Here is a 22,620-nt window from a genome sequence, read left to right on the forward strand (position 1 = left end):
TTCTGGGGTGCTTATAAATGTTTTAAGTTGATAGGTACGGGGGCTACCAGAAAAAGAAGCCTATACATGTACCACAAGCTTTTTATCTGTTGGCAGTTTGTTTGATCAATTCACTTTTACTATCTGTTTGCAGCATAATTCTCCCCACCGCTATAAGAATGGTAATAATTGAAGTGCAAAGAAGAATATTCATATCGTGTGATAGATTTCCCCCACCAAAAATTATTGTTTGATATCCGTCAGCTACATAAGTTCCAGGGAAAAGAGAACCGACAATTTGGTAAAAATCGGATAGTAACACTTTTGGAACAATTACTCCACAAGTAACTAATTGTACTGACAGCGATATGATATTAAACATCATACCAGCAGGACCGAATAGAACGATAAACATTTGCGTTACGCTTAAAAAAGAGAAAAAGACAAGAGTTTGGAAGATCCATGTTTCAAACAAGCTTGTATTCAATTTAACGTTAAATACGGTCATCAATAATAACGTGATAATAGCTAAAATAACAGATACGACAATATTAATAACTTGTCTTGAGAAAAATATAGACCATTTTCCGTGCGTATTTTTTAATATTGTTGCAACAATATTAAGATTTAAACTCATAAGCATCGCTCCAACCCATGAAGCAAGAACAATTAAAAATGGAATCATGGTTGCTGCAAAGCCATCTGTATTGTTTGTTTTTTCGACAGATGATTGCACAGAATCAATGTTTAATGAACTCATAGCTTTCGTAATGTTTTCTGATAACTTTTGGACCAATTCTTCTGACGGCATCACTGTACTTAGTTCGTTAGATAGGTTAGATGAAATAAGCTTTTGTTTATACGCATATACATTTTTATTAACTGTTTGCGTAATATCCTTTGCCGCGCCTTCCATAATCTGTTTTGCCAAAGATGAGTTTGCTTGATTGATGAAATAGTTAATCTCTGTAGTATTATTTTCTTTCAATAGGCTTGAGAAATTTGCAGGAATTTGAATAACCATATCTAAGTTCCTGTTATCCATATCTTTTTGGGCGTGCGTTACCGAGCTATAGCTTTTAACTTTAAAGGGTAGATTTTCCTTCAAGCTTTTTTCAATATCGGTTCCCATTTGATTATCTTCATTAACTAATCCGACTTTTAATTGGTTTACCCGATCCGTAACACCATCGTATGCAGTCATCCACACACAAAAGAAAATTAACAGAAAGGCAAATGCTGTTGCAATTCCAATGAATGTTGGAGGGAATTTAAAGAAATTTTTTAAAGTTTTCATTGTCGTACTCCTTGTTGTTTTATTATAGCAAGTACTTACTTGCATTAGGTACAAAAAAAGACCTAGGGAGTTAGCCCCCTAGAAAATAGTTGGACACTATGTTTTAAAAAAATCTCTTTTGAATTGGAAAATAAATTGTCACCAAAGCGTGAGTTAGAAAGAAAGTAACCGAAATTCATCCAAATAAAGTTCATCGCCTGAGCTTCCATATCAGTTTCAATAAGCTTTCCCTTTTCTCTCATCTCAATGAAATATGAAACCAAATTATCTTTTAATTGTTTAGGAATTAATGCAATTTTTTCTTTGAGCTCTGGAAACATTTCAGCTTCCTGAAAACTAATCAAAATTAAATCCTTTAACTTTTCTATATATGCAAGATATCCTTCTGCAATAGATAGCAAGTCATCTTCAAGATTCCAAGTCATCTCTCCAGGCATTAATTTATTCAATTCCATATCACGCGATAAAGATTCGACAGCTTTTTCCATAATATTCTTTTTGCTTCCAAAATTCCGAAAGATCGTTACTTCGTTTACGCCCGCTAGTTCCGAAATCGAGCGTGTCGTCGTTCCCTTATAGCCATGAGTGCGGAATAATTCTAAAAAAGCCTCAATAATACGTTCTGATGTATTTGTCATTTCATTCACGTTTCATCCAACTTTCACATAATCTTTATCCAAACCCAAATGTAAGTATTCACTTGCACAAGTAGAATAAACCTTTTTGATCCAAAAGTCAACTTTATAAAAAAAGACGATTTCTTTATTGTATAGGAAATCGTCTTTTGGCTTAATTATTGATTTAGTAATAAAAACACCTTTTTAAAATAACTATGTTTATACTATAGACGTTGATCTTTTTGGAAGTTTAGACGAAAATGATCCTCGTCATTATATACCCCAAATTCATACCCTTGCTCTTTATAAAATTTAATAATTTCAGGAAGAGCTTGTAATGTTTGCGCCTTTTCATGCATTAATACAACTTCAACTTCTTCTGTTGTCTGTTTCTTTACATTTTCGATAATCTGAATGGGATTATCTTTTAATTTCCAATCATTTGAATCTATCGTCCAATCCCAAACTTTTATTCCTGCTTCTACAATTTTGTTACGAATGTCCTCGCCCTTTAATCCTGGTGCAGATCCATATGGGGGACGGACTAGTTTAGGAGTTGTACCCGTAATATTATGAATAAGAACTAACGTTTCTTTCATCTCCGTTACAAATTGTCCTTTTTTGTATAGCTTATCACTATTATGTGTCATACTATGAGCACCAATATAATGTCCTTCTTTTACCGCTCGTTTTACGTTTTCCTGAAAACCTGTATTTTGTAAATTGCTACCTTGCATAAAAAATGTCGACGCAACATTTTGCTCTTTTAGTACATCTAAAAACTTCCCAGTTAATTCGCTAGGACCGTCATCGAATGTTAAATAAACAACCTTTCCTACCGGTTTTCCATCAGGTCTTTTCTGTTTTGCCGGTGGTGTTTCTTTTTTCTTTTCTTGTTGTTGCGTGTTAACTTGATTACTACTTTCGTTAGCTATTCCCTTCGCTGGGATAGAGTTCCATTTTCCAATTAAAAAGAAGGTGAAAAAGGTCGTTGCTAAAACAACTCCTAGAGATATTATTACCTTAGTTAGTCGACTTGTTTTTTTCTTACTTTGTGATTCTTTCATTATTTTTCGATCCTTTCCCTATTAATTTTTATATTCATTATTTATACAGCTGAGCATTAACTCCAGCTGATGTTTACAATAAATAGATTAATAGAGGAAGGTGAAGATAAAATGCAGATAATGTCGAATTTAGTTAAAGAATAACGTATGGCATCCACTCTTTAAAAAAATATTTGTTTCTCTACTACAGTTAAATTTGAAAACTGGATATACATCCAAAATAAAAGATACTACTCTTTCTAAACAATATTTTTATATCAAGATAACAACATACTGGTATAAAGATAAAATACAAAGATAGCCGTACTATTGAAATTCTATTATAATTTTGTAATTGGAATTCATTTGAACCAAATGAAGAACTAGAAGAAATATTATTATGTGGAGGTGCCCCGATGAACCTTGTAATTAGAGAGTTAGAAACAAATGATTTAGATAATCTCCCGGAGATTGATGACAGTTTTATAGTGAATGCTCGGTTAATTCTTTCTCTTTCCAAAGGAAATAAACGTATAGAATATACAGTAGAAGACGTTCCAAGTTATGAAAAAAGTTATTTACAAAATCAAGATGATAATGAAGAACTGGCTTACAATGAATATATAAATAAACCTAATCAAGTCATTTACATAGCACTGTTACATAACCAAATCATTGGATTAATGGTATTGAAAAAGAATTGGAACCACTATGCTTACATAGAAGATATAACGGTAGATAAAAAATATCGTACACTCGGAGTTGGTAAAAGATTAGTTGATCAAGCAAAGCAGTGGGCAAAAAAAGGAAATATGCCAGGTATCATGCTTGAAACGCAAAATAATAATGTCGCAGCATGTAAATTTTATGAAAAATGTGGATTTGTAATTGGTGGGTTTGATTTTCTTGTTTATAAAGGTTTGGATAAGACAAGTGATGAAGTTGCAATTTATTGGTATATACATTTCAAATGATAATAGTTTATAACGTAAAAAACTCAAAATAAAACCCCAATTTCTCTATACTAAAATCGAGAAATTGGGGTTAAGTTATTTAAAACAAATAACTAATTAATAATCCTGCTGACAACAAGAAGCCGAAAATCGTATTTGTCATCGCTGTTGATTTCATTGCGATGCGCATATATCCAGGATCCTTTGCCCCTTTTTGGAAACTTTGAATCGCAGAAATTGGCTTTCTCAAACCTAGGAACATAACTAATGCCCAAGGGCTTATATAACCCATTAATACAATTACGGCAATCCATAAATACGCAATGAAAAAGGCTACCGCTAGTGTTACTACAGCTTTTTCTCTCCCAAGGAGGATTACTAATGTCTTTCTTCCACCTTTAATATCTTCTTCGATATCTCGGATGTTATTTGACATATTGATTGCACCTACTAAAATTCCAATTGGAATGGAAATCAATACACTTTCAATCGTTACAGTATTCGTTTGAATAAAGAAAGCAATGAGTACAAAACATGTCCCCATTAACAACCCAGAAACTAATTCTCCAAACGGAGTGTACGCAATTGGTAATGGACCGCCTGTATATAAATAGCCAACTGCCATCCCAATTAAACCAATGACAACTAACCACCAGCTGCTATTCATACAAATATAAATGCCAATAAATGCTGCTACGACATATAATAAAAGCGCAACTGTTAACACATTTTTTGGCTTCAATCCATGACGGACAATTCCGCCACCGATGCCAACGGATTCAGCGGTATCTAATCCACGTTTAAAATCATAGTACTCATTAAATAAGTTCGTTGCTATTTGCAATGCTAAACATGCAACCATCATCGCAATAAATAACAGCCAATCAATTTTGGCAACATAAAGTGATGCCACTGTTCCTAAAATTACAGGAGAAAACGTCGCCGTTAATGTATGTGGGCGCGTCATCTTCCATATTAATTTAGCGGAACTAATTTCTTTTTCTGTCCCCATAACTCTGTTCAATCTCCCTACATTTTAAGTATAAATTACTAGCAGTATCTTTCTATCTATTTCCTGCCACGCATCCATTCATTATATCAATAAATGATTATCCTTTCTAACAAATCAACTTTTAATAAAGTAAAAATTATAAAATGAAACTTTACCATCTTCACATAATATTCTGTATTATTTCTAAGAGTGGTTTTAAAGCGATGCGATAAGTAAATGAAATACATAATAAAAAAGAGCCAATCCCCTATAAGATAGAAGATTGACTCTTTCCTTTATTTACTCCCCTGTTTCAGAAAATCGCTTTATACGTTCACCAATTTCATCACGAACACGTTGAAATTCGGACCACTCTTTTCCTGCTGGATCATCAAATCCCCAATGAACACGATTTACATGCGGCGGAGTAGATGGACAAACAGAATCCGCATGACTACACAGCGTAATGACTAAATCAGCACTATTTAAAATGTTTGCATCAATTATATCTGATGTTTGATTTGTTATGTCGATATTTACTTCGTTCATTGCTTTAAATGCATTTGGATTTACTCCATGTGCTTCGATTCCTGCAGAATACACATTCCACTTATCTCCTAAAAATTGTTTGCCCCACGCTTCTGCCATTTGGCTTCGGCATGAATTTCCTGTACATAAGAAATAGATTGTTTTTTTGTTTTCCATGTTGTTTTCCGCCTTTATTTTTAAATTTAGACTGGTTGGTCATTAAAATATTTACGTTTAAACCAAAAAGCAACGTTTACAAGTGCAATCATTACAGGCACTTCCACTAACGGTCCGATAACAGCTGCGAATGCTGCGCCTGAATGAATACCAAACACACCAACTGCTACAGCAATTGCTAACTCAAAGTTATTACTACCTGCTGTAAATGCTAACGTTGTCGTCACCGGATAGTTTGCACCAATTTTTCTTCCCATAAAGAAAGAAACAAAAAACATCACAATAAAATAAATGAGTAATGGAATCGCTATTCTTACTACATCTAGTGGTACACTAACAATCATTTCTCCTTTTAAAGAGAACATAATGATGATTGTAAATAATAATGCAACTAATGTAAGTGGACTAATCTTAGGTATAAATACCTTTTCATACCACTGTCTTCCCTTTAACTTAACGAGTACAAAACGTGTTAACATACCTGCTATAAAAGGAATTCCTAAATAGATAAATACTGATTTTGCTACTTCTATCATTGTAATATCGACAATAGCACCTTCAATTCCTAACCATTCTGGAATTACCGTTACAAACACGTATGCATAAACTGAGAAAAAGAGCATTTGGAATACCGAATTAAAAGCCACTAAACCTGCCGCATACTCTTTATCACCATCAGCAAGATCGTTCCAAACAATTACCATTGCAATGCAACGTGCTAATCCAATCATAATGAGACCAACCATGTATTCTGGTTTATCAGGAAGAAAAATAATTGCTAACACAAACATAAGTACCGGACCAATAATCCAGTTTTGTACTAAAGATAGAACTAACACTTTTACATCTTTAAATACTCGGCCCATTTCCTCATAGCGAACTTTCGCTAATGGTGGATACATCATTACAATTAAACCAACAGCAAGTGGAATAGACGTCGTTCCAACCTGTAATGTATTTAGTCCGTCTACTACACTAGGAAACACAAACCCTAAACCAATCCCAACAGCCATCGCTAGAAAAATCCATAGTGTTAAATATCGGTCTAGAAAAGATAAACGTTTCATTTTATTTCCCATCTCCTATTAACAACAAGAATTTTTAGCTACCTCATTTGAAGTCGTGCAACAAGATGACTCTTCTATTTTGTAAACATCACTATCTGCTTTTGTATAAAAGAACTCCCACTCATTACCATCGGGATCCGTTACCCAAAACTTATCTTGTACTGCATAGCAACAAGTCGTATCCATCTCATCACGCGCAAAGAAACCTTCTTTTTCTAATCGTTCTTTATGTAATGTAATTTCTTCAGCTGTATCCACTTGGAAACCAAAGTGATTTACCTGATTTCCATTCACTTCATCTCGTACGTTCAGCGTGAAATTAAGACCTGGATTTTCTAATAAAAATTTTGCATAATCCGTTTTCACTTTAACTGGTGATACGCTAAATACCTTTTCATAAAATTCAATAGACTTCTCTAAATTCGTAACGTTTATACCGACGTGAACATATCTCATACCTTATTCCTCCTCTTTATATGTCATTAATCAATTTTTTTTGATTAATAGAGTAAAATTTTAACAACAGCTACCTTTTCCTGTTTTTCTAAAGATACAGCACAATTCTTCTGATAATAAATTATTCACTTCCGCATCATTTAAATCATAATAACTCCACGTACCTTTTGTTTCTTTTACAATTAAACCTGCATCTAATAAAATCTTTAAATGATAGGACAACTTAGATTGCGTCATTTCAAAAACTTCAGTTAAATCACATACACACGTCTGGCCTCGCTGGCAAAGTTCATACATAATTTCTAAACGCTTCTGATCAGCTAATGCTTTAAATTTTTTCTCATATAACTGAAAATCTTGTGCCACTGTAGTTCACTTCCCTTCATCAACTTTTTTTGATGTTTATAGTATATACGCTAGTGAGTTTATTATGCAACTTATTAATCAAGTTTTTTGATTTAGAAAAACTTTCTCCCATTATATCTTTGCTACAACTAAAAAGGACCCTAGCCTTTTCAAAAATGAAAAACTACGGTTCTTTTTACAACTTAATAGTTACAATATTTCCGAGAAATGGAGTCTCTATAACTATTTTAAATTTTAATTTGATCATTATAAAGTAGTGCCCCATCACCATCAATCTAAGAAAAACAAATACCCCAAAATGAGAAAAATCGATATAACTCTTCGGCAAATAAAGATAATTCTTGTTTTTGGTGCATATTCATAAAAAGCACATCACCCTTTCTCATTAACATAAGAGAATAGTAACGTGCTTTTAATTTCAAAAATAGTCTAAATCCTTAAGTTGATGGTTGTGGGGCGGGCCCCAATAAGAACGGTATCTAAGATTGTATGAAAGGTGTTAGTTCCATTCAAAAGGCCTCAGCCGACGATTAACTCAAGTACCGGTTTCGGATGATTCCCATGTGATGAAGTTCGTGTCCTGCGATGCCGTACGCGAGGGCGCGTGCCGTAATGCTTAGGTTGTTGGCTGTGCCCTTACGATTCCATGCCTCAGCCGGTAGCCCGCGCAGCAATGTGATCGTTGATTGCCTTACGGCCCGGTAGTCTTCGGCCAATTGCGCGGTTGTCCAGCTTCCGAAAGGAGGTAGGAACAATTCCTGATCGAAACCGGTCAGAGGCGTCTGGTCCTCTCTTGCGAACCGGAGCAGGCGGTAGGTCATGACGCGTTCCGCGTCTGCAATGTGGCCCACGACTTCTTTCAGCATCCATTTTCCTTCCGCATACCGATATGCGGCCTGGCTTTCGGTCAACGATGCCAGGAGCTCAGTCATTTGCTTTTCCTGGGCGAGCAGAATGTTGATGATGTTACCGTCCGGCACCAAACGGATATATTCACCGGAGTTCCCGGCGTATTCTTCTTCTGACGGTCTTTGATTCATGCGTAGTCACCTCTTTATGTAAATATAGAAAATTATAGCACTCATCTATGTCTAATAAATTCGCGAAATGATAGAACTTCCCTTCTAATAATTGAGGAGAAGCAACTATTTAGTTGGTCGGTCGCCACACTATCCTGATTCGTTAGCACAATAAAAATTATCTGTTATACAATATTTCGAAGTTATTAATATATATAGGTAACCCCTTCTTTTTTTAATTTAAAGATGAATTTCCAATTATATTTTGAAATGAATTGGAGTAAAACACACTAGTCTAACTACTTTTTTATACAAGATTTTATGCGAAAAAGAATAGCGAAGATCCCTAGAATCTCCGCTATATCAATGATGTATAAAATCTTGTATAAGAGATAGATAGACATAGAGACAAAAAATTTAGTAAAAATAAGGATGCTATGAAAAACTTGCTACCGACAATGAGACGTTATGTTAACTTCAAGTGTATAAGGTATTCATACGAAGAGTAGATAGCTTCTCCCCTTTAAAAAGGTTTATTACATGGTGAAAGAGAATATTATCCATAAAAAAAGGAGTTAATTTATGAATAAAAATATATCATTTCTGACCTTATCATTATTCCTATATTTATCCGCTTGTTCGACTGAGACAAACACTGGTAGTACATCTACTACTGAACAACCAAAAGTAAAAACTGCCTCAATACAACAAGAGGAAAATCGCAAACAAATTTTCTTTCAAGGAAAGGAAATAAAGAAAATTGAGCTTATATCAACTAAGGTAAAAAATAAAAAAACAGCTATAAATCTAGAGTTTGATCAAATTATTAAATCTATGGAACATGCAGGAATAGATAAGGATCGAGAAAGAGTTATTCCTCTTTTGCTAGATGATGAGGCCAAAGCAAATATTGATTATCAAATGAATGTAAATTACCAAGATAGTTCCAGTGAAACATATTTAATTTGGCTAGAGAATAAAAAAGTTGTAATTGCTCGTCAAGACAATGAAGAACAAAAAAATCTCGAACATTATATAATAAGGGATACAGATGCTCAACAAATATTAAGTTTATTTAAGAACAATATAGAATAACTTCCAATAACGAGAATTATGTATATAAGCTGCCCATATGGACAGCTTATTGTATTTTTGCTTAGCGTGCAAAATTCTTATCTTGTTGGCGGGACCCCATTGCCATCAAGATAAGAAAAGCAAATACCCCCAAGATGAAAAATTAGTTGTTTTCTGTAAAAAATACACAAAATTTTCATCTTGAGGGTTTAAATTCTTAAGTGATGGGCACATATGGCGACCCCTAATATGAAAAATAATATAAAGATTTTAATTTGATCCTATATATTATTTACAATTCCAAAAGTAGATTCCCTATTTTTGGTATAATACACAGAGACTATATAATTTCTTATGGATATTCTTGAAAAGGGAGTAATGCTATATGAAATCAATAAATGTAAATGGCACTATATATTATATTGAATCTGTTCCTTTTGAAGATAAGAGTGAGCAGGATGAAGAGGGATATTACGAATATTTTTACAAAGGAGTCAATTTATCGTTTCACTCGGACAAAGAAATAATTACAGCCCGAATCTATGACAAGGAAAAAATAATATATTTCTTAAAAAATCCATCTCTCGCTTTTGGTAAGGATTTTGAAGCGATAAAGATATATATAATTAAAGAATTTGATGTAAATACATTCAAGATTCCAGGTGGAGAAAAAGCCTATATAGAATTATAGCCATAACCGATTTCTGTCTTTACTATAATATATAAAAAGCAAACAGTAGGTAAGTATATGCTTGATAAAACTGAACTAAATACTCATAAGTAATTGTAAAGGGATATTCTTTGTTCAGGAGGATTTTATAACCGTAGCTTACAAGTGATGTAGTGCTACACCTATTCCATCTAACTTGCAACACGTTTGCGGTATTCTTGCCCTATCCCATCTAACTTGCAACACGTTTGCGGTATCCTTATCCAAATCACAATAACCAGTAGCTTAAGACTTTTAATATAATATTAAAAAGTGGATATGCTTAAACACATATCCACTTTCAACTACGAATATTTTTCACCTTAAACATACTTTTTTCCTATTTATATACTTACCTTCGCTTCTCCAATATCCTGCTTTTTAACTAAATCTAAGTAAAAATGTGAGACAGTTGTGTTGTAATAAGGAGAAATAAAAATAAATGATAGATTAAATGTAAACATTCCGATAAATGCTGCTAATAAAAACCAACCTATAAATGATAACCAAAGAACAAATAACTTTAGCTTTTGTCCTTTCATTATTCTTTTACTTTCTCTCAATGCTTCACTTGCTGTATAATCAGGATTCTCAACTAATATGTAATACGACATGGAATAAGAAAAATATTTAATAATACCTGGAACAATAAATAATAGGCTCCATAAAAAAATAAAGATAGCTTGCATTAAACCTAACTTCATTGATTTAAACAAATTCTTCTTTTTAAATCCTGAAAATACATCGTCTACCTTAACTTCTTCTTGTTTCCCTAAGTGTAAAGTAAAAACAGAATATCCATAATTAAAGATACCTTGAATGACACTGTAAATTAGGAAACATACCCCCCATAAACCAATATAACTTAGAATAAGTGCAGCAAGTGCTACCGGATCTACTTGTGGTTGCCCACCTATTGAATAAATAAATAATGCATCAGGACCAATTATCCCGATAAACAGTACAAATATTAAATACATAAAAAAGGCGATTGCTGATGCACTTAAGGTTGGTACAAAATAGAATAAAGCTGATACTCCTATACCTACCCCCCATTTCCCATCTAACGAATTCAATGCTGCTTTCTTTAAGTTTCCGATCATACTCGTGTCCCCTTCTTTTTTCTTATTTTCCTTTACTGAAAAAATAAAAGAACTTGTAGCAAGGCCCCGCTACAAGTTCTTTTAGCCAAATACTTTAGCTCATCGAAAAATTATTTATTCTACACAATCGGGGGTAATGCCTAAAATATAGTTTGTTAACATCATTATATAACATATTTATGAATTTTTGTTAAAAATTCTATATTTTTAGACAAATCACCCTCCACTTTTTTACTTATTTTTTATTTTCATGTAGCTATCGTATTGTAAACGTAGATGACATGAGGTTCGAAAACGGAAGACAACGTAAACTAACCAAAGTTTACATACGTAAAAAGGGTTGTTTTTGTTAAACAAGCGACCTGATTAATTACCATAATCCTTCTTATAAGAAGGACACTTTAAATGTTTTTCTTATTTTTTAGTAACATATTTAATTCTTTAGCATCTTTTTTTGTATTTAAAAATGATATTAACCAAGAAAATACATATATTAAAACTATACTTTCAAGAAAATCAGCAGTTGGGAATATTTCTATCCAATGGTTATATGTAGATATAAGAAAGACAACTATAATCATCATGAAAAAATGGATTACCAAGGCGAACAAATAGCTGATTTTTTCAATATCAAAAATGAATGTAAAAATGCCTGCACAAGCTGAGATTATAAGAACACTTATTATCTCAGCTCGTGTAATAGATATGTTATAGTTTCTTGATAGTAAAACTATCATGTATATAAATGAACCAGTTCCTAAACCTGTATACAGTCGTTTTTTTAGTTTCAATAAAGTCTTTCCCTTCTTTTTTTATGATTTTAAGATAAGGTTATTTAATTTTGATTGTATATAAAATGTGTAGAATATTCCGCCAAAAAATAAACCTACAGATAGTCCACTTATGGCAGAATAAATTATATTAAACGAAATATCATCATAAAATGATGCATACATTCCTAAAGTTACATTTAAGAGATATTTTACAAAGAAATTAATCAATATAATTATTAATGGAAGGTAACATTTCTTCCTGAAAGTAACCGTCTCTTGTTTGAAGAAAATTTGATATTTTACATATAACAAATATCCAATCATAATACCTGGAAGAATGAAAATCGTATAGCTTATTAAACAATATCCTAAGTAAGAAAATTTAGTGATAATTTTATCTAACCCCCATATCATAAAAATCATGGGAACAAGGAACATTTTAGATAAATTAATTGGTCTTTCTTGAGAAATAGCAATACCCCTTTTTATTAAAATGAATAATAATATCCATACACATAATGGAGTTCTTATAAATACTTCTTTAATCATAGTATACATTGTATATCCTCCTTTGTTTTTATTAATATTTACATCAAAGGAGATATAAAGAAATGCTTTTAAACATAAGTGGTAAAAATCAATACATAAGTGGTTATCGGGAATGGTTTTTTAGCTGTTTTTTTAATGAAGAAACATATTTTCTTGATACAATTACTTTTTCTCTGTTTGAAAGCAGTGCTTCCAAATTTCCGTTTGCTTTAGCGGAGAATTTGTTTAAAAAATGAATATTGATAATTATAGTTTTTGAAATTCTAGTGAAATTATCTGGAAGTTCAGATTGTAATTTATATAAAGGACTTTTTATCTCAAATATATTTTCTTTTGTATAAACAAAAATTTTCCTTTCAAGATATTCCAAATAAATAACAGTTGAGCAAGAAATTTTTTCTTGTTCACCTTTGTGAGTAGAATTAACTATTAAATAGTTATCAGAACTATTCTCTAGTGTTGATACCATATCTAGAATAAAAGATGTTACTTTGTGAATGTAGAAGGTACAAGATTCTTCTTTAAGCTTTTCAATAATTTTAATATTTGCTTTCATTTTCTACCATATTTCCCTTTCTTTAAAATAAATTTTAATGTTTGTTTGAAACAAAGTTTAATCTAAGTCAAAATAGTATTTTATATGAATATTATTAAAAAATCTATTAACATATTTCTTCGCATATTTTTTATAAACATCGTAACATTATTTTTACCCCTCCATAATTGCCATCAATTTGAGAAATGTATTCTTCTCAAAAATGAAAATCACCCTAAGATCCTATGGACAACTATGAAAGGATGAAATTTTCGTTTTGGGGATATTTCAGAAGTTTAGCTTGATAGCGATGTGGCGGTACCCCATTGCCATCAACCTAAGCTTTTGTGATCCCCCTCATAACGAAATTTTCACCTTTTTACAATTATTTATGAGAATTCAGCTCATTTTTTCGTTTTGGGAACAATCAATTTCTTAAGTTGATGGGTATGTGATAATGCTTCCATTTGAACAAATTTTCCTTTTCCATACCGATCACACATCTTTTGTAGAGTAATAGTATCAGCATATCCCAGTTTAAGAGGTTACTTACAAAATATTTAAAATTTTTCCACGAGAATCCTCCGAAATGTAATACGGACTTTAAATATTTTCATTTATAATTCTTTATTTGTCTATACTTTTCATACCGCTGTTGTATAAGCTCTTCTGAGGATAATAGTATCAATTTTTTTAGAGATAATTCGATTACAGATTCAATCATTTTTGCCTGTGATTTTATATCATTTTGTGCTCCACCTTTAATTTCAGGAATGATTTCATCAATAATTCCTAAATGTTTTAAATCTTTTGCTGAAATTTTCATATGTTCAGCAGCTTCTGGAGCATACTTAGCGTCCTTCCATAGGATAGATGCTGCTCCTTCTGGCGAAATCACCGAGTACCATGAATACTCTAACATATGGATATGGTTACCGACACTAATGCCAAGAGCTCCACCACTTGATGCCTCTCCAATTACAATACAAACAATTGGCACTTTAAGTGTAGTCATTTCAAATAGATTTCGAGCTATCGCTTCAGAAATTCCACGTTCTTCAGACCCTATCCCTGGATAGGCGCCTATTGTATCAATAAATGTAATAATAGGGCGATTAAATTTATCAGCTTGTTTCATAAGTCTTAGCGCTTTTCTATAACCTTCTGGATGTGCCATTCCAAAATTTCTTTCTATACTTTCCTTTGTATTTCTACCTCTTTGATGACCAATAACCGTAACGGGCATTCCTTTAAATTTTGCAATACCACCTATCATTGCTTTATCATCACCATATAATCGATCACCATGAAGTTCGAGAAAGTTTGTAAACAATAAAGGTATATAGTCCAATGTCGTGGGTCGGTTACGTAGCCTTGCAATTTGAACTCGTTGAAAAGGTGTAATATTAGAATAAATTTTATCTTGCATTTTATTTAAACGTTTTTCTAATTCATGAATTTCTGACGATAAATCCACATTATTTTCTTTCATAATTTTCTTTAATTCATCAAATTTCTCTTTTAATTCAATAATAGGACGTTCAAAATGCAAACTCATTTTATCCTCCAAATGTTATGACTTACCTCACTCTAATCAAAAGACTTAGAAATAGAATCAATAAATAATTCAAAACCATCCACAACTATTTTTTGTTCTGATTCTGATAAATTATTGAGAATACTTTGATAAAATGTAATGGATTGCTCTCTTAAGCAATTAACAGTTATGTGACCTTTTTCTGTGAGGTGCAGAAAAAGTTCTCTTCTATTTTTTTCATTTACTTCACGATAAACAAGCCCCTTTTTTACTAACTTATCTACCAATCTACTTACAGTTGAAGTCTCTAATCTAAGTTTATTGGATAGTTGCCAAACAGTTAATTTTTCCACCTCTAGTTCCTCTAACGCCATCATTTGAGAAGTTGGTAAAGGTTTTTCAAATGGTCCATTGGGCAAATTTTGAGATTCAAAAACCCCAGTTATTATAATCATTTTCTTAATATCCGTTCTTAGTTTTAAGGCATCTTCTCTTTTCAAATAGGTCACCCTCCTACAACTAATGCATCATACATCAATTGTATTATACATGAATATGTTTTTTTCACAAGCTTAACGTAAGCCAATATTACAACATGGACGAGATATTTCTTCTTGTTAAAATGGTATAAGTGGATTGTTTTCTACAAATGGCAGAACATCAATTATGTATCAGGGGCCTTTATGGGGTACCGCTCATCGCCATCAAGCTAAGAAAATAAAACTACCCAAAAACGAAATTTTGTGATAACTTGTAACAAAAAACTCATAATTTTTTTGGGGAGTTCTACATTCTTAAGTTGATGGGCATGGGGTAGCACCACATGCCCATCAACTTAAGGTATATTTTTATACAAAATGCGGTCTTTCCATATAGCTTTTTATTATCTTTTATAGATTTTATAAAAGTGGGCATATCAAATAAACCCTGACAGGCTTCAATTTTTTACTATGCTACATGATGAGTAGAAGTGGTATAATCATACACAACACCCAAAATATCAAAGACTGTCTTTTTCTCATATCGATGAGATTTTCGTCCGTTGTGCTGTAGGAGGTTAAACAGACGAAGGAGAACCTTTGATAATTCTTGGGTGTTTTTGTGTAATGCTTGGTAAAAAAGTGAAAAATAATCCTTAATTATGTACATCGCTTTATATTCACTTAGCTCTTTCTGTTTCTTCCGTAACAGGAGTTCTCGCATTTTAAACATGGTAGAAGAACATAATAGAATACTAATGAGTTGCCCATAAAGGTGACATTCTAATCGTTCTTGTTTAATAGATTTACAACGATGAATTTGAAACCAAGATTTCCATATTTTAAATAACAGTTCAATTTGCCAACGTAGTGAATATAAATCATAGATTTTCTCTTTTGGTACCCATTCCGTAGGAATGTTTGTCATATATACCGTAATACCTTGTAAAAGCTTCGTACGCTCTGTATAAGTAATTCCTTTTTTCTTTTCGCGAATAGCTCGGTCACGTAGGCGTTTCTGTTTTTGCTCCTCGGTACATCTATAAACCACAATGCGAGTAGGTAGTTTGTCTTTACTCCCTACATAAACATCATGTAATTCATACACTTGGCCAGGTTGTAATTGTGTCATGATGTCTTCCAAATGAATTTGTATATATACCGGTCTCAATTGAGTGGGCTTTGTTTTAAATACAACTGTTTCGAACTTTTTTCTGTATATTTTAGTTGGTAACTTAAGACGTGATAAATAATATCCTTGCTTGTCTTGAATAGACTTAAAGTCTTGTAAACGAAAATATCCTAAGTCACGAATATATAGTTCATTCTTTTGTGCCATACCTGTTCGAGTCGCACTATATGCCTGATCACTTCGTTTTCCTGGTTCAATTTCCACATCAGAAAATTCCCCACTCAACAAGTCATACTCTAGTTGAATTTTCACACCAGCTTTATGACTGCATCCTCCGGCACCAGGATAAGTAGCTGCGAAGGTTGTAGAATCAAGGATGCGAATGCGCTCAAAGTAAGCTGAAAGAGAATGAGAAATCTTAGATAAACCTCCAATTTTAGCTTGTAGAAGTGTAGTAAATGCAGTTCGAAAGAAAGCTACAGAGGCTGAGTTAAAGCGTCGATTAAGTCCCTCCGGACTTAATAAAATTCCTGTTGAGGTTTCTAACTGACTACAAAGTTGAGTAAGAGAGGTAGTAGCGACTTGTTGATTTAACCATACACACAAAGATAAGAAATGGTGCCCATGGCACTTACGTTTTCGTTTCATCCCGCCTGCTTCTATAGCTAATTGATTAAGTGTAGCGGGAGACATATATCGATATAACTCTTCGGCAAATAAAGATAACTCTTGTTTTTGGTGGATATTCATAAAAAGTACGTCACCCTTTCTCATTAATATAAGAGAATAGTAACGTGCTTTTAACTCCAAAAATAGTCTATATACGGATTTGGAATAAAGTCACGAAGTTTAAAAAAGACGTGTTGTTTTAATAAGGTGCAACGCTTTTGCTCGAGATTACTTATCTAGAGCTTGTTTTATTGAACTACCAGGGCAGGTTACTTCAATAAAAAGAGGGGTTTTAGTGACAAAAGCTAATTCTTATTGCTATAAACAATTATATAGGGGAGTATTTACATTGATAAATTTTTTTAAATATAACTGGCAAGTAAGAGACGAATGGTTTGAATGGTGTAATCAACTATCAAATGAAGAGTTGATAAAAGAGCGAACTGGAGGAGTAGGAAGTATTTTATATACCCTTTTTCACATTATTGATGTTGAATATAGTTGGGTTCGTGGTATTCAAGGCAAAGAAGACATAGTAGTTGAATTTGCTGATTATGATACACTTGAAAGGGTTAAATCTCTTTCAGATAGATTCCGGAATGAAATAGCTGAATTTCTCAAAAAAAATTTAGATGAATTAAAAGAGAAAGCTGTATGTGTTGCTTGGGATGAAGATAAATATACTGTTGAGGAAATATTACATCATATAATTGCTAATGAGATTCACCACATTGGTCAACTCTCTGTTTGGTCAAGAGAAATAGAACTCAACCCTGTACCTGCTAACTTTATTGGAAGAAAGTTTAAATCCATTCATTCTTATTAAACTAAATGGTGCGTTAGTGGTATAAGGAAAATTAAATTAATCAGACTTTTTTATGAAAAACAGTTCTGGAAAATAAAAGAGAGCCATCGTTTTGTTCAATTACTGTTTAAAACAATGGCTTTTTATATGCATTGAAATTATGGGTTTAGAATGATTTTTTAACCAAACTTTATTTTAAACCAGCACAAAATCCTTAAGTTGATGGATGTGGGGTAGCACCACATCGCCATCAAGCTAAAATTTTATAGCACCCCCAGAACGAAATTTTGTACTATCTTGTAATAAAATGCTCATTTTTTCGTTTTGAGGTATTTGCGTTTCTTAGTCTGATAGTGATGGGGTGGGCCCCCACACAGTACGATTTTATTTCAAAAACACAACGATTTTACTACACACTTTTTATTTATCCCAAACTCTCATCTGCTAGTATTACTATTTTTCATTACTAATCTTGCCGTTTCACTCGGATGGCTAAGAGGAAAATGATGGCCATATGGAACAAAATCAACCTTACCAAGATACGATGGAGCAGAATAACCTCTGTCATAATCCCCCCAAATAATGTGAAGATTATACTTTGTTACTTCCTTGAAATCACCTTGATCTTTTTTCAGTAGTAAACTGTTAAGCTGAACCGTAGTATTTAAAATTCTAGGAGAAGTAAAACTTTTACTTATCTTTTCAATATAATGTTCAGGGATGCTCTCCGTACTTTCAAACAAACCATTACTTAATAAATAACGCCCTATCAAATTAGTAGTTGCTAATTTTAATGTCCATTTGTTCATAACTTGAGGAACATTTAGCAATTTAGCATTTTTTTTAGCAACAGGTGGCTGAAGTAAAGTGATTGAATACTTCTTATCTATGTACTCTTGTACCAATGCTTCCAGAAGAATAAACGCACCGAATGAATGACCAATTAGATGTGCACCATTCGTAGCTTTCTCCAATAACTTTTTCACTACATTCAAATAAATATCTAGAAGATTTTTCTCACGTTTAAAAGGAGAACGTCCCAAACCTGGAAGATCCAAGATCCATACAGGTTGACCAGTTTTTTCATGAAGCTCTTGTGCTAAAGGAAATAAATCCTCTCCATCACTCAATAAACCATGTAATAAAATAAACGGTTTACCCTCTCCTTGTAATTGGTAAAGGGTAGTGTTATCGCATAATGTTCGTTTAAATAAATGATTATGCTGGCCATTTTGATCTATCATTCGATAATCCAGATCAGCTACTACGGCAGGGAGAAATTTCATTACACTCGTCTTCTTAAACCAATCCCCTCCCATAATTTTTTTCGCTGAAACATTTGAAAATTTTCGTTTTGTAATAAAATTCAGTCCATCAGAAGGAATTTTTGTTATTTTACTTACTCCACTATTCATAATTGCTTTCATAAGTGGCATTGGGACAGAGATTTTTGGTGCCCTCATATTCATACTTTCTGACATAATACTTAATAACTCAGCAATGTTCTGATCGTGCTGTTTGTCTTCAACAAGTGTATATGTTTGAATAGTCGGTTGCTCTAATCTGAAAACCTGCACAATAAACTTCGCAAGCTCATCGTTTGAAATAAGTGGTAACCTATATCCCTTACCTCCAGGAATCATTGGCATGAGCCCTCTTCGCATACTCATCACAAGCAAACCTAATCCTGCTATCTGCTCTGTACTCCCTGTTTTACTACTACCGACTACAGTTGGCGGATTAATTACAGAAAGCGGATAACCTACTGCTGATGCCTGCTGACGGATATAAAGATCTGCTAAAAATTTTGTTCTCTCATATGGATTTTTTATTTTCAAATAATTATTTCCTTCTTGAAACACATCAATTGCAATCTTGCTATTTTTATCATTAAAGGGACTCATATAACCTACAACATGAATAAATTGTTGCAAGCCCTTCAATTGATGAATACTTTTAGCTAAGTCACTAATATGTTTGGCACCATGTAAAAATACGGAAGCTGCCTCTTTACTTGTCGCTTGAATATCCATGGGGCCTCCTGCGTGAATAATCACATCCGTTTTCAATACCCTCTCCTTATCTTCAGCACTTAGACCTAAATCTATTTTCGTCAAATCACCTTCAATAAAGTGCATAACTTCCTTTTTTAAGTTTCCTCTTTCTTGAAAAAGGCGTATTGCTTTACTTTTCGACCTTACTAAAAGAAGAATTTTAACATCCTCTTTGGCTAATTCTTTCACTAATTGCTGTCCAATAAAGCCTGTTCCACCAGTTAAAAATACTGTTCTCATATAAAATTCCCCTTTTAGTACTAATCAGTACTAATTTGATTTAAAAAAAATGCTTCTTTTATCGAAGCAATTTTAAAAAATGATCTGCTGTTTTCGTGATTACAGTTACATCCTTCAATGTTTCTGAAATAAATAACGCTCCTTCAAGATTTGTAATAAAAAGTGATGCAACCTCATCAATATGAATCGTATTTCTAAATTCTCCATTCTCTACCCCTTGTTTAAGTAATAGAGAAACTTTCTTTTGTAATCCTGTAAAAAAAAGACCTATTTTTTCTTTTATTTGCGTGGCCTGTTTAGGACTTTGAATATAAAGAGTAATAAATGGACAGCTCCCCTTATACTCTCTCGACTGAACTCCTTGTGATAATTGCTTTAAAAACAGTTGGATACGATCTTCAACTAAAAATTGGTTCTGAGAAAGTACGTCATCAATTGCAGATTGATACATTTCAATCCAATAATCAACGACCCCTTCTAATAATACTTCCTTATTAGAAAAGTGATAATACACATTAGACTTTGAAACTTTGCTTACACGTACTAATTCATCCATACTTGTATAAGCAAACCCTTTTTCTAAAAATAATGTTGCAGCTACTTCAATCACACGTTTTTGATTCATTAATTTTACCTTTGTCATAACTAGAACTATATAGTACTAATTTAAACATTGCAAGTATTTATGTTAATTTTTAAATTAGTTTGATTAAAAAAGTTCCACTAACATTGATTTTACTGCAAAAAAATCTTATTTTGAATAAAGTTGAACTGAACCCCGAAATTGTTAATTCACTATCGTCTAATAGAGGTCACCATACATACCCATCAACTTAAGAAAAAGAAATGCCCCCTTATTCAAGTTGCCTAGCCAAAAAATCACGTTTTAATAGACTTCTTTAGCATGCCTATCTTTCTATAAATTACCAGATATGAAACAAGGATCGTTTCATATCTAGTAATTTACTTGATTAGCTTGATGGGTATGGAGTAGTGCCCCTATAAACAAAACCCTCCAGAAACATCTAAAATCTGCCCTGTTATCCAGCGGCTATCAGCAGAAGCAAGGAATGCTACTGCATCTGCAATATCTTCAACTTGCCCTATTCGTTCGAACACAGATGAATTCGTAGCAAAATTTCGTATTTCCGGATCATCTAGCAATTTCGCATTTATATCTGTCTTCGTATATCCAGGCATAATTGTATTCACTGTTATACCTCTTTCTCCAAGATGTTTAGCTAGAGGAAGTGTCATCGTATTTAGTGCACCTTTACTTAAACCGTATGCAATGGACCCTGTAAAACCAAGTCTTACTTCCGCTGATGAAATGTTAATAACGCGCCCTTCTACTCGTAGTAACGGTAATGTTTGCTGAATTAAAAAGAATGGCGCCTTAATATTTACGGCCATAATTTCATCAAAAATTTCTTCTGTCGTATTTTCAATCGTCCCTTGTGTACCTATCCCTGCATTGTTTACTAAAATATCAATCTCTGATGTACCAACTCTTATTTGTAATTCATTCTTCAATTGTTCTACTAACTGTTTGACACCATCCATTGAATTGAGTTCTGCTTCAATTAAAAACGCTTTTCCTCCATTAGATTCAATCTCACTAATTGTTTCATCTGCAGCTGCCTTATTTCGGCCGTAGTGAATCGCAACTAATGCACCGTCGTTTGCCAATCTCATCGCAATCGCACGACCAATTCCTCGACTCGCCCCTGTTACTAACGCTACTTTCCCATCAAGATTCTTCATATATTTCCAACCTTCCTAAATTCCCTTTTGATAAATCCTATACTTATATTTTCATGCAAAAACCAAACATTTTAAATACAGATTTATAGGTAATTTAGTTCGTTCACTTATGATATTATAGTTATAATTTGTGATTCACTTTAGAAAATAAAATAAGGAGGCTACACAATGCAAAACACAGTAAAACTGGATGAAATCGATCATAAGATTATGAACTTGTTGTATGAAAATGCGAGAATTTCTGTTTCAGAAATAGGACGGATTATATCCATGACGCAACCTGCTGTAAAGGAGCGTATGAATAAACTTGAAGATCAAGGAGTTATAGCGGCTTACCGAACGAAATTTGAGCCTTCCAAAATTAATAAAAGCATTCAAGCATTCATCATGTTTAAAACGAGCCAATGCTCTGATTTCATCCAATATTGTAATGCCGCTCCTGAAGTAACTGATTTATATCGAATTAGCGGGGAATTTAATTATATGATGAAGGTCATGAGCGATTCGATGGATTCCCTCGCTGCGTTTTTAGACTCGTTAATGCAATTCGGATTATCATCTCCTTTAATTGTTTTAAAGAGTGAGTTCGAGGAGAAATTATCATTCTAATAAAGGGATACGTATTATCCTCACTAACAGTAAAATTTTCTCTTTCTTGAGAAAAACCAACAAAATCAATGACTAGCAAACAAAAAAGAACA

At 32.9% G+C, this 22,620-nt stretch carries 24 protein-coding genes; 5 read left to right on the forward strand and 19 right to left on the reverse strand.

The genetic code is table 11. From position 1 onward, the window contains the following. Positions 1-82: 82 nt before the first annotated feature. From AC1Q51_RS19765 to AC1Q51_RS19775, 3 genes are all read right to left on the reverse strand, one after another. A complete protein-coding gene (locus tag AC1Q51_RS19765; RefSeq protein WP_097946985.1) occupies positions 83-1,276 on the reverse strand; it encodes a YhgE/Pip domain-containing protein in 1,194 nt (397 codons plus the stop codon). A gap of 62 nt (positions 1,277-1,338) precedes the next feature. Beyond that, positions 1,339-1,923, reverse strand: coding sequence for a TetR/AcrR family transcriptional regulator (locus tag AC1Q51_RS19770; protein WP_001004645.1), 585 nt, complete (start codon positions 1,921-1,923; stop codon positions 1,339-1,341). Positions 1,924-2,117: 194 nt separating this feature from the next. Continuing rightward, the gene (locus AC1Q51_RS19775; RefSeq protein WP_098235332.1) at positions 2,118-2,960 is read right to left on the reverse strand and encodes a polysaccharide deacetylase family protein; all 843 of its coding nucleotides are present in this window, start codon (positions 2,958-2,960) and stop codon (positions 2,118-2,120) included. A gap of 395 nt (positions 2,961-3,355) precedes the next feature. On the opposite strand from AC1Q51_RS19775, the gene satA reads away from it, so the two are divergent. Then, positions 3,356-3,913, forward strand: a complete 558-nt coding sequence (satA, locus tag AC1Q51_RS19780) for a streptothricin N-acetyltransferase SatA (RefSeq protein WP_001054993.1) — start codon at positions 3,356-3,358, stop codon at positions 3,911-3,913. Positions 3,914-3,992: 79 nt separating this feature from the next. Here satA and menA read toward each other — a convergent pair whose 3' ends face one another. The 6 genes from menA to AC1Q51_RS19810 form a co-directional block, all read right to left on the reverse strand. After that, a complete protein-coding gene (gene menA / locus AC1Q51_RS19785; RefSeq protein WP_000536385.1) occupies positions 3,993-4,904 on the reverse strand; it encodes a 1,4-dihydroxy-2-naphthoate polyprenyltransferase in 912 nt (303 codons plus the stop codon). 279 nt (positions 4,905-5,183) lie between these two features. Beyond that, positions 5,184-5,588, reverse strand: coding sequence for an arsenate reductase (thioredoxin) (gene arsC / locus AC1Q51_RS19790; protein WP_000428341.1), 405 nt, complete (start codon positions 5,586-5,588; stop codon positions 5,184-5,186). A 26-nt stretch (positions 5,589-5,614) separates the two neighbouring features. Beyond that, positions 5,615-6,655, reverse strand: a complete 1,041-nt coding sequence (gene arsB, locus AC1Q51_RS19795; protein WP_098400318.1) for an ACR3 family arsenite efflux transporter — start codon at positions 6,653-6,655, stop codon at positions 5,615-5,617. Between the two features lie 18 nt (positions 6,656-6,673). After that, entirely contained in the window at positions 6,674-7,111 is a 438-nt protein-coding gene (locus AC1Q51_RS19800; RefSeq protein WP_098235329.1) for an ArsI/CadI family heavy metal resistance metalloenzyme, read from the reverse strand. A gap of 60 nt (positions 7,112-7,171) precedes the next feature. Then, positions 7,172-7,477, reverse strand: coding sequence for an arsenical resistance operon transcriptional regulator ArsR (arsR, locus tag AC1Q51_RS19805; RefSeq protein WP_000046018.1), 306 nt, complete (start codon positions 7,475-7,477; stop codon positions 7,172-7,174). 530 nt (positions 7,478-8,007) lie between these two features. Continuing rightward, a complete protein-coding gene (locus AC1Q51_RS19810; RefSeq protein ID WP_492331670.1) occupies positions 8,008-8,517 on the reverse strand; it encodes a DinB family protein in 510 nt (169 codons plus the stop codon). Positions 8,518-9,078: 561 nt separating this feature from the next. Here AC1Q51_RS19810 and AC1Q51_RS19815 point away from each other — a divergent pair. Together AC1Q51_RS19815 and AC1Q51_RS19820 are read left to right on the forward strand one after the other, a co-directional pair. Continuing rightward, positions 9,079-9,591, forward strand: a complete 513-nt coding sequence (locus tag AC1Q51_RS19815; protein WP_061660777.1) for a hypothetical protein — start codon at positions 9,079-9,081, stop codon at positions 9,589-9,591. Between the two features lie 364 nt (positions 9,592-9,955). Further along, the gene (locus AC1Q51_RS19820; RefSeq protein ID WP_061660778.1) at positions 9,956-10,261 is read left to right on the forward strand and encodes a hypothetical protein; all 306 of its coding nucleotides are present in this window, start codon (positions 9,956-9,958) and stop codon (positions 10,259-10,261) included. A gap of 362 nt (positions 10,262-10,623) precedes the next feature. On the opposite strand, the gene AC1Q51_RS19825 is transcribed toward AC1Q51_RS19820, so the two are convergent. From AC1Q51_RS19825 to AC1Q51_RS19855, 7 genes are all read right to left on the reverse strand, one after another. Further along, the gene (locus AC1Q51_RS19825) at positions 10,624-11,382 is read right to left on the reverse strand and encodes a DUF975 family protein (protein WP_061660779.1); all 759 of its coding nucleotides are present in this window, start codon (positions 11,380-11,382) and stop codon (positions 10,624-10,626) included. 401 nt (positions 11,383-11,783) lie between these two features. Continuing rightward, positions 11,784-12,173 (reverse strand): DUF3021 domain-containing protein, encoded by a 390-nt coding sequence (locus AC1Q51_RS19830; protein WP_061660780.1) that lies wholly within the window; start codon positions 12,171-12,173, stop codon positions 11,784-11,786. Positions 12,174-12,194: 21 nt separating this feature from the next. Continuing rightward, on the reverse strand, positions 12,195-12,713 hold the full coding sequence (locus tag AC1Q51_RS19835; RefSeq protein WP_492331671.1) for a hypothetical protein: 519 nt from the start codon (positions 12,711-12,713) through the stop codon (positions 12,195-12,197). Positions 12,714-12,807: 94 nt separating this feature from the next. After that, the gene (locus AC1Q51_RS19840) at positions 12,808-13,260 is read right to left on the reverse strand and encodes a LytTR family DNA-binding domain-containing protein (RefSeq protein ID WP_061660782.1); all 453 of its coding nucleotides are present in this window, start codon (positions 13,258-13,260) and stop codon (positions 12,808-12,810) included. 592 nt (positions 13,261-13,852) lie between these two features. Further along, a complete protein-coding gene (locus tag AC1Q51_RS19845) occupies positions 13,853-14,797 on the reverse strand; it encodes an acetyl-CoA carboxylase carboxyltransferase subunit alpha (protein WP_000052084.1) in 945 nt (314 codons plus the stop codon). Between the two features lie 32 nt (positions 14,798-14,829). Continuing rightward, positions 14,830-15,276, reverse strand: coding sequence for a MarR family winged helix-turn-helix transcriptional regulator (locus AC1Q51_RS19850; RefSeq protein ID WP_002094076.1), 447 nt, complete (start codon positions 15,274-15,276; stop codon positions 14,830-14,832). Positions 15,277-15,724: 448 nt separating this feature from the next. Then, positions 15,725-17,137 carry an IS4 family transposase gene (locus tag AC1Q51_RS19855; protein WP_492331672.1) on the reverse strand — a complete coding sequence of 471 codons (1,413 nt, stop codon included), beginning with the start codon at positions 17,135-17,137 and terminating at the stop codon, positions 15,725-15,727. 268 nt (positions 17,138-17,405) lie between these two features. Here AC1Q51_RS19855 and AC1Q51_RS19860 point away from each other — a divergent pair, with 268 nt between their 5' ends. Further along, positions 17,406-17,882: a DinB family protein gene (locus tag AC1Q51_RS19860; protein WP_492331699.1), complete on the forward strand. Its 477-nt coding sequence runs from the start codon at positions 17,406-17,408 to the stop codon at positions 17,880-17,882. 416 nt (positions 17,883-18,298) lie between these two features. On the opposite strand, the gene AC1Q51_RS19865 is transcribed toward AC1Q51_RS19860, so the two are convergent. The 3 genes from AC1Q51_RS19865 to AC1Q51_RS19875 form a co-directional block, all read right to left on the reverse strand. After that, entirely contained in the window at positions 18,299-20,155 is a 1,857-nt protein-coding gene (locus tag AC1Q51_RS19865) for an alpha/beta fold hydrolase (protein ID WP_492331673.1), read from the reverse strand. Positions 20,156-20,213: 58 nt separating this feature from the next. Next, entirely contained in the window at positions 20,214-20,780 is a 567-nt protein-coding gene (locus AC1Q51_RS19870) for a TetR/AcrR family transcriptional regulator (RefSeq protein WP_141526204.1), read from the reverse strand. A 374-nt stretch (positions 20,781-21,154) separates the two neighbouring features. Next, positions 21,155-21,919: an SDR family oxidoreductase gene (locus AC1Q51_RS19875; RefSeq protein ID WP_065229047.1), complete on the reverse strand. Its 765-nt coding sequence runs from the start codon at positions 21,917-21,919 to the stop codon at positions 21,155-21,157. Positions 21,920-22,087: 168 nt separating this feature from the next. Here AC1Q51_RS19875 and AC1Q51_RS19880 point away from each other — a divergent pair, with 168 nt between their 5' ends. After that, complete coding sequence (locus tag AC1Q51_RS19880; RefSeq protein ID WP_001181724.1) at positions 22,088-22,528, forward strand: Lrp/AsnC family transcriptional regulator; 441 nt, start codon at positions 22,088-22,090, stop codon at positions 22,526-22,528. Positions 22,529-22,620: the final 92 nt, after the last annotated feature.

The sequence above is a fragment of the Bacillus sp. MT94 genome, from assembly GCF_058792475.1.